The sequence below is a fragment of the Prevotella sp. 885 genome (assembly GCF_002265625.1).
GTDB lineage: Bacteria > Bacteroidota > Bacteroidia > Bacteroidales > Bacteroidaceae > Prevotella.
The window spans coordinates 1-7,141 of the sequence record NZ_NOVE01000082.1 but is presented as its reverse complement, the minus strand read 5'-3'; the positions used below and the strand labels follow the sequence as shown (position 1 = coordinate 7,141).

Here is a 7,141-nt window from a genome sequence, read left to right as displayed (position 1 = left end):
AAGTCCCTTGTACATATTAATGCTGACATCATTTTTCATACAGCAAAGGTAAACATCTTTACGGAAAATCTATCATGTATCGTTGATATATTTGGGTAGGGATGCCACGGACTTTATCGGATGAGCCTCTTTTTCGGCATTTTACGGTTTTTGAATGTGTATTCATGTACACACCTATACATATATACATGTATTCACGTCCACATGACCAACAACAATGAAAGTTAGATTTTCCTAATTGCGTCCACAGTGCGGACGTAATCCAAAAAGTTGCTATTTTTGCATCGAAGTATTCATATACGAATATCTGCGTACAAAAACAGCAACTTTCTTTTGCTGGATTTTCAACGATTAAATTACCTCTGTCGCACCACAAAAACCGTTTTAACCCCGATATTTGTAATTTTATTGCAGATTACGGGGTTAAATCCTGTTTTTATATATGTTTAAGGCTTTTACTATCAATAAACCAATGAATAGTTCACATTGAAATAGGAGTCTGAAATCTTCATGGTTGTAATCACCATGGATTTGTCCGGGTTGGTGAAGCAGTATTGCAGGCTGGCTTCATCGGCAGAAACAAGCGTGTAGTGCTTCTTCAGATAGTCAATCACAAGCCCACGGTTCACACTTTGCTCCGTATCAATGACAGAATAGAGCGAACCGTCAAGACGGGAGAAGCTGTAAAGAACGCCTTCACTACCCTGCCCTGTCATATAGGTCAACGGGATGTTGTCGCCGGAAGTCTCAGCCACCTGGCGGTAACGCTTCATGGATTGAGCCATATAGCTCTTGACCTCATCCACATTCGCACCCATGATGTGGAATGGCTCTGTCCAAACGTCCAGTTTTGTTTCCGGATTTCCGATGTCCTCCGTCGGGTCATCATTGCCGCAAGAGGTGAATACTACTAGTGAAGCCATCATCATCAGAAGGATGGCGATTGAAAGATACTTTTTCATTTTCATGACTTTTCGTTTTTGATGTTATTTAATTTCATTATATTCATATCCACATGTGGACATGTATTAACGTCTATATGTATATATGTATCAACGTACACGTGTATCAATGTATTCATGTGTACATGGCTACACGTCCACACTTTCTACATAACTTCTCGGATGGTTTTAGTCCTGATTTTCTTGACCTTACCATATTTCGACTCATACGCTTCAACGCCTTGTTTCATGACGTATTCCATAAAGGAGCGGATGGTGAAACCTTCCTTTCGGGCGATGGTCTGAACCTTGTCAACGAGTTCCTTTGAGCAGATAAAGGAGAAATGTCGCCAGGGTTCATCATTGGGCGAATCGCTCTCTGTCTGAGAGTTGGGAGCAGAAATCTGTTGCTCCTGAGGATTCCCAGGAGACCTGTCAAATCTGTCCTGCGGATGAATGGCAGCCTTACCGAGAATGTTGCCAAGCAGAATGTCCATATTCTTCTTTGCCATAGTCTTTACTGATTACGTGAAATAATTTCTTCTGTCAATGCCTGATAATCCTTCGCTCCGTTCGACTGAGGGTCGTATTCAAAGATGCTCTGACCGCTGCCTGCCGATTCTGCCAGGGCGATGTTTTCACGGATGCGAGTCTTCATGGTGATAGTCTCATAACGGGACTTCACGGCTTGCTCAACCACCTTGTTCAATTTGCGATGGTTGAATCTGGCAATAAAGACTCCTCCCAGTCTGAGGTTCGGCTTCACTCGCTGCAAGGTCGAGACAAAGGAATCGAGCATTCTCATTCCTTTCAGAGGAAGAAGTTCGGGAGTCATCGGAACGATGATTTCATCTGCAGCGAGGAAAGCATTTGTGGTAACGATTCCCAAAGAAGGAGGACAGTCTATGAGAATGTAGTCATAGTTCTGCTTCACGGGTTCGAGCAGTCGGCTCAGCAGCTGTTCTCTTGCCAGGAGGTTGGTGAGGGCAATCTCTGCGCTTGCCATTTCGAGGGAGGAAGGAACGAGGTCGAGGTTCTCCCTGACGTGCTTCACTGGCAGGGGTGCGCCATCAACCAGAGAGTCAAAGATACTTGCCTGCACCTCATTTTCATTTAGGATGAAATACAGGGTAAGATTTGCCTGACCGTCAAGGTCTATGAGCAGGACTTTCTTGCCCATACGTGCCATACAAGCCCCGATGGAGGCTGTAGAGGTGGTCTTCGAAACGCCACCTTTATGATTGGCGAATGTAATGATTTTCAATGACATAATATAAAATCTTTTGTATATATGTATTAACGTATTCATGTGTACATGGCTCCACGTGTACGTGGCTACATGTATTAACGTGTACAAAGGTACGGGTATCTGGCGAAAGTTCCTTCACGCTTCCCCTAACAACCCAAAGTGTCAGGGGAAACGTCAGGATTACCATTCTGTATAATAACTCTGGTCGTTGGATTCACATTCATCTGCCCATTCCTCATCTGTGAAGTCGCTATGCAGACAGTCCTTGCTGCAATAGTAGGCTACTCCCATGTCTGCGCAATAGCCCTCACGCATCAGCTTGCCACATTCCGAGCATCGTCTGCAAGCCTTGTCGGTGTTCCACCAATAGTCCACGAATGACTCTGCCACCACGTCCTCGCTTGTGTTCTCATCCCACTTGCCAAGATAGAATGAAGCAAACTGGTTCAACTCCTGCTCACTGAAGAGCTCCTTGTCTGTGCCGCTCACTGCCTGGGTAAGTCGGCTGAGAATTGATTTCATTGTTGTCATAATGCCATCTGATTTTATCTCCCTTTCGTAGATCAACTACTTCGGGGATGGTTAAAAATTATGTTGCATCCAGAAGGTGTTATGGCTATCCATACAAGGTTTTGTCTGTAAAATACTACCCGAATGGTGTGGAGATTTTTCAGCAAAGCAACGCCCTGACCTTGTAAAGATAAGACAGAACCGTTACCTTCGCAACAGAATTCTTACCGATTCCCAGAAGTCGATGAATGAAATCCTCCTATAACTGGACAATCCTTTCAGCAAGGAAAAGTATAGGAATAAAACTCGTAAGGCTATTGAATATCAGTTTATTATTGATATTTTTGCATCGTTTTAATAGGGTATTAAAATGATGCAGAATGACTAAAATGAGAAGAAGTATAAGCACAAAAAAAGCGACCCGAAGGCCGCTCTTTATGAGAAGAGAAGGATTTACTTATCCTTCTGGGTCTTGCCCTGCTGAGAATCAGGAGCGTTCTCCTTCTCTACAGCTTCGTAGAACTTGGTGGCAACGAGAATCACTCGGTTGTGCTTGACTCCCTCGGCATCCTGCCATTCCTCTGGCTTGAAGTAGCCCTCTACTGTGAGGAGTGCTCCCTTGACCAGACGGTCGAATGAAGCGGTGTTCTCGTTCTTGCGCCAAGCCTCTACATTCATGAAGGCAGAAGTGCGAGAGTTTTCATCGCCATTCTTCTCATTGCGGCTGATAGCTAGTGAGAAGCGAGCTACGCTTGCGGTTGTAAACTGATGGATGCTTGCATCCTTACCTACGAAACCAGTTACTGCGAAAGAATTTTCCATCTTTTTCATAATTCAATATTTTTAGAAGTGAAACATTTATTTTTTACGGTGCTATCAGAGTTGGCAAGGAAAACATAGGAAGCAAGGAATTATCGAATTATTTCACCCTTGGGCAGGAAAAGTTTTTTGGATGAGCAGCAGACGGAAAAGTTTTTGAAAAAATTCTGAGAATAAGGCACCTGGTACTTGCAGAAATGTGGCTTGCACTAACTTTGCAGCGGAAAAAGTAAGTGTGGATGCTTCGTCCAAAAATATGAAAGAAAAGGATGAGTAGAAAATATCTGCAGTTGGTTGGGTAAAGGAAAGCTGCATCCTCCTCGATGTTGTTCAAGCAAACTGGTTGAGCAATACGGCTTATAAGTTCAAGAGACTGGCAGGAAAACTCACACTTCATCATGAATATGGCTAAGTTAAGGAAAGAACAATCAGACCTACGACTGCCAAGGGTAAGCATCTGTCTGTAGATGGAAGCTAACCAGAGAAGCATGATGCCTGAGACAAGAGGCAAACTCAACCAATATCTCTTGGCAACAAGCGAAACTGCAGAGAAGGACTACGAAATTTCAGTAAGGAGAAGAAGGCAAAGTCCTGAACCGGCTAAAGAGCAGCCAAGGCAAAGCTTACGGCGCATACAAGTTTAAGGTTTAAGTTTATCCATGTATTATACATGTTCTTTAAAACTCAAATAGTAAACCTCTACCGATTTTTAACCACTCAAACCAGGAAGTTTACAAGTTTAAGAAAACCATATATGTATATATGCCGAAATAAACTTGTTTATTAATATATAGTCAATGATTTTGGGAGAATCTATTTTTCCTTGCTGAAATACAAGAATAATTATACGAAATGGAGAGGGAAACTCATCCATACTAGGATGAAAATCGCAAAAACATGCCGATAAGTCGTGGAAATCTATCGTTTTTCAATAGATTTCCACGACTTATCGATACATTTTGGAGTTTTTGCAGGATAAATGCATTTTTATACAACCAGTAACTTCCACAAATAGCGACAGCTTTTGACAAGCAAAAGGTCTTAAATCAGCTAATTTGTGTTAATTATGCAATATTTTTGCAAGTATTCGACATCAAACTATACATTTTTCGAAGAAAAAGCTTATCTTTGCATCAGTATTAATAAGAAAATGACATTGTTATGATACTTAGAGCTACATTTGAAAATATATATTCCATCAAGGATGAGACTCAAATCAGCTTTGTGGCAGGTAAGAGCAACGCACATCCTTCTCATGTTTCCCGTGCAGAGAAGCGTGACGATATTTCTGTGCTGAAGGCTGGTATCGTGTATGGTGCAAATGCTTCCGGAAAGAGCAACGTCATCAAGGCCATTGCCCTGCTCCAGCAGATAGCCAATGGAAGTTTTCCGCAAAGCAAGGTGGAACCTTTCAAGCTTGCTGATACCGAAGAGAAAAACTCCAAGGTAGAAATTGAGTTCAAGACCAAGGGTAAGTGTTTTGCCTATGGCATGGAGTTCACCATCGGAGGAATCAAGGAGGAATGGCTGTTTGAAATCAACAGCCGTACCGACAAGGAAGTTTTCACCAGAAAGATTACAGCTGCCGGCAACGAGTTTACGTTTGGCAAGGTGGATGGAAACGAAGAAACATTCATGCTGCTGAAATTCATCGCCCACAGTACTCCTTCCGACTCCAGCTTCCTTTCAGAGTATGTGCGCAGAAACGGCAAGGGACTTGAAACCATACGCATGGCCAAGAACTGGTTTGCAGACGGCTTGAAGATCATCTTCCCAAGCACACGCCTGCAGGGAATTTCTTTCCTTACTGAAAACAATGACGAGCTGCAGGAAACGACTCGCTCGCTTCTTGCCTACTTCAACACGGGCATTTCAGACGTACGCCTGTACAAAATCAAGAAAGAGGATGTGAACTTATCTTCCGATTTACTTGATAACATACTCAGCAAGGCAAAGAACGGCAAGGCGTATAGCATGGCTGCCACAGTTGGAGGCGAAATGCTTCTTTTCGAGGTAAATGCCAACGGAGGATATGAGATTTACAAGCAAAAGGCTGTTCACCGGAATCTTACTTCCGGCACAGAGGTTGTTTTTGATCTGAGCGAAGAATCTGATGGCAGCATCCGATTGCTCGATTTCATCCCAATGCTCATCGATTTGAAGCAAAATGAAGTTGACTATCTCATCGACGAGATTGACCGCAGTATGCACCCGATGCTCTCGCAGAAAATCTTAGAGTGCTATTTCTCAGGACTGGAGTCTGGAAGAGACACTCAGCTCATCTTCTCCACTCATGAATGCAACCTGCTCAACCTCGACCTTATCAGAGCTGACGAAGTATGGTTTGTCGAGAAGGGAAAGGATGGAGCATCTCATCTTACATCCTTGGCAGAATTCAAGCCTCGTGAAGATGTTCGCAAGGGTTATCTATTAGGACGCTATGGAGCCATTCCGTTCTTTGCGCCTATAAGTCAATTAAAATGGTAACAGCTATGAGACAAAGAAAAGACTTTCAACGAATAGAAGGAGTTAAATCTTCTCGACTCATCGTCATAGCTGCCGAAGGAAGAGCAACCGAGAACATTTACTTCGAGGCTATGCGCCAGGAACTATGTGCAACTAATGTACAGCTGGTTGTTCTAAACCGAGAAGATGACAACTCTAATCCAGCCAATGTTCATCGCCAGATTAAAGATTTCATGGATGAATACAACATCTTAGACGATGATCAACTATGGATTGTAATAGATCGTGACGACTGGAAGGAAAAGATGCTTGCCGACATTGCACAGCTATGTCAGCAAAATAGCAATCTCAGATTTTGCATGAGCAATCCATGTTTCGAACTTTGGTTGATATTACACCTTGAAGACATCGAAGATTATTCGGAAGAGGATAAGAAGAACCTCTTTGAAAATCCTCGCTTGTCAACTCATGGTACATGGACGAAATATCATCTTCGAAAACTGATGGGACATTATCAGGAATCAGACTATGATCCATCCATCTTACTTCCACATGTCGAAGAGGCTATATGTAGAGCAGAAAAGCTGGATATAAACCCAAAAGACAGATGGCCACAGACTACTGGAACCAGAGTATATTTACTCGCAAAAAGCATCATGGACAGATAATGACCGTACAGATAAGTCGTGAGATACATTCCAAGACGATGCAATAATCCAACACCCCTTACGTTATTACAGAAGAAGAGGACAACCGCATCAGCAACCGAAGGGAGACCTTCATTAGGGAAACAGGCACCGAGAAAACGGTACTCATCACGATGATTACCTCCTATGGACTTGCGCCGGGCGGCTATTCTGATGACATCCAATGCCAGCTGACGATGGCAGATTTATTCAGATAAAAGCCGACCTCTCAAAAATGATAAAAAACCACGTTTTAGCACGAAAATGCAGATTTTGAGTGTTTACAAAGGTTAAATATGTTAAATCTTCAACCCCTGAAAATGGGTATTTGTAAAGATATATGGGCTCACCTGAAAAAGTGTGTGGATTAAGCATACAATCTTGTTAGTCTGAAGAGAAAGAATTTCTTGTCAATGATACCCCGAAGTTGTGCTCTGAAATGCTTGACTTTTGCATTGAAAGATTCTGCA

General features: G+C 42.7%; 7 protein-coding genes and 1 pseudogene. 2 read left to right on the top strand and 6 right to left on the bottom strand.

Annotation, left to right across the window (positions count from 1 at the left end):
• Positions 1–461 precede the first annotated feature (461 nt).
• The 5 genes from CHL74_RS14525 to CHL74_RS14505 form a co-directional block, all read right to left on the bottom strand.
• The gene (locus CHL74_RS14525; protein WP_254923341.1) at positions 462–962 is read right to left on the bottom strand and encodes a hypothetical protein; all 501 of its coding nucleotides are present in this window, start codon (positions 960–962) and stop codon (positions 462–464) included.
• Between the two features lie 146 nt (positions 963–1,108).
• Entirely contained in the window at positions 1,109–1,453 is a 345-nt protein-coding gene (locus CHL74_RS14520; RefSeq protein WP_094881899.1) for a hypothetical protein, read from the bottom strand.
• Positions 1,454–1,458: 5 nt separating this feature from the next.
• Positions 1,459–2,211 (bottom strand): ParA family protein, encoded by a 753-nt coding sequence (locus CHL74_RS14515; protein ID WP_176452282.1) that lies wholly within the window; start codon positions 2,209–2,211, stop codon positions 1,459–1,461.
• A gap of 159 nt (positions 2,212–2,370) precedes the next feature.
• On the bottom strand, positions 2,371–2,721 hold the full coding sequence (locus tag CHL74_RS14510) for a hypothetical protein (RefSeq protein WP_176452281.1): 351 nt from the start codon (positions 2,719–2,721) through the stop codon (positions 2,371–2,373).
• A gap of 432 nt (positions 2,722–3,153) precedes the next feature.
• Entirely contained in the window at positions 3,154–3,531 is a 378-nt protein-coding gene (locus CHL74_RS14505) for a single-stranded DNA-binding protein (protein WP_094881896.1), read from the bottom strand.
• Positions 3,532–4,680: 1,149 nt separating this feature from the next.
• Here CHL74_RS14505 and CHL74_RS14495 point away from each other — a divergent pair.
• Together CHL74_RS14495 and CHL74_RS14490 are read left to right on the top strand one after the other, a co-directional pair.
• A complete protein-coding gene (locus CHL74_RS14495) occupies positions 4,681–6,006 on the top strand; it encodes an AAA family ATPase (RefSeq protein WP_094881894.1) in 1,326 nt (441 codons plus the stop codon).
• Between the two features lie 5 nt (positions 6,007–6,011).
• Positions 6,012–6,653 (top strand): RloB family protein, encoded by a 642-nt coding sequence (locus CHL74_RS14490; RefSeq protein WP_176452280.1) that lies wholly within the window; start codon positions 6,012–6,014, stop codon positions 6,651–6,653.
• Positions 6,654–7,038: 385 nt separating this feature from the next.
• Here the strand turns inward: CHL74_RS14490 and CHL74_RS16465 are convergent.
• Positions 7,039–7,141, bottom strand: a pseudogene (locus CHL74_RS16465) (ISAon1 family transposase); the annotation flags it as partial.

Coding starts and splice junctions, on each gene's coding strand:
- CHL74_RS14525 (WP_254923341.1), bottom strand. CDS start 962: ATGAAAAAGTATCTTTCAATCGCCATCCTTCTGATGATGATGGCTTCA.
- CHL74_RS14520 (WP_094881899.1), bottom strand. CDS start 1,453: ATGGCAAAGAAGAATATGGACATTCTGCTTGGCAACATTCTCGGTAAG.
- CHL74_RS14515 (WP_176452282.1), bottom strand. CDS start 2,211: ATGTCATTGAAAATCATTACATTCGCCAATCATAAAGGTGGCGTTTCG.
- CHL74_RS14510 (WP_176452281.1), bottom strand. CDS start 2,721: ATGACAACAATGAAATCAATTCTCAGCCGACTTACCCAGGCAGTGAGC.
- CHL74_RS14505 (WP_094881896.1), bottom strand. CDS start 3,531: ATGAAAAAGATGGAAAATTCTTTCGCAGTAACTGGTTTCGTAGGTAAG.
- CHL74_RS14495 (WP_094881894.1), top strand. CDS start 4,681: ATGATACTTAGAGCTACATTTGAAAATATATATTCCATCAAGGATGAG.
- CHL74_RS14490 (WP_176452280.1), top strand. CDS start 6,012: ATGAGACAAAGAAAAGACTTTCAACGAATAGAAGGAGTTAAATCTTCT.